The 843-nt window shown below is 67.4% G+C and carries 1 protein-coding gene; it reads left to right on the top strand.

Translation table 11 applies throughout. The features are described 5' to 3' along the window. Window positions 1-843, top strand: an 843-nt coding sequence (locus ABD743_RS40635; RefSeq protein WP_344729452.1) for an HAD family hydrolase, incomplete at both ends; no start/stop codon positions are given.

The raw sequence follows: 843 nt of genomic DNA, 5'->3' as shown, positions 1-843 counted from the left end.
TGATCGCTCTGGTCGAGGGTGCGTCGCGGCAGAAGACGCCGAATGAGATCGCGTTGACGATCCTGTTGGCGGTGTTGACGATCATCTTCCTGCTGGCCGTGGTGGCGGTGGCGCCGATGTCCACCTATGCCGGGGTGAACCAGTCGCTGATCGTGTTGACCGCGTTGTTGGTGTGTCTGATCCCGACGACGATCGGTGCGTTGCTCTCGGCGATCGGTATCGCGGGTATGGACCGGTTGGTGCAGCGCAACGTGCTGGCCACGTCGGGTCGTGCGGTCGAGGCCGCGGGGGATATCGACACGCTGCTGCTGGACAAGACGGGCACGATCACCTTCGGCAACCGGCAGGCCACCGAGCTGGTCCCGATCTCCGGGGTCGACTCGGCGGAGCTCGCCGCGGTAGCGCGCCTCTCGAGCCTGGCCGACCAGACGCCGGAAGGGCGCAGCATCGTCGCATTGTGCGCTCGTGAGTACGGGTTACCGGGTGAGGCGACCGCGGATGAGGCCGTGATGGAGTTCGTGGCCTTCACCGCTCAGACCCGGATGTCGGGTGTGGACCTGAACGGCCGCTCGGTCCGCAAGGGTGCGGCATCGGCGGTGGCCCACTGGTCGGGCAGCGACCTTCCCGAGGTGGACGCACTGGTGGCTGAGATCTCGGACGCCGGAGGAACGCCACTGGTGGTGGCCGAGGCGAGCTCGCCGGAGGGTGGTGCCGGGTCTCGGGTGTTGGGTGTGATCCGGTTGTCGGACGTGGTGAAGCCCGGTATGCGCGCCCGGTTCGACGAGTTGCGGGCGATGGGTATCCGCACGGTGATGATCACGGGTGACAACCCGCGGACGGCGC

Source organism: Pseudonocardia yunnanensis (assembly GCF_039534065.1).
Lineage (GTDB): Bacteria > Actinomycetota > Actinomycetes > Mycobacteriales > Pseudonocardiaceae > Pseudonocardia > Pseudonocardia yunnanensis.
This window is presented reverse-complemented; position numbering and strand designations above follow the sequence as displayed.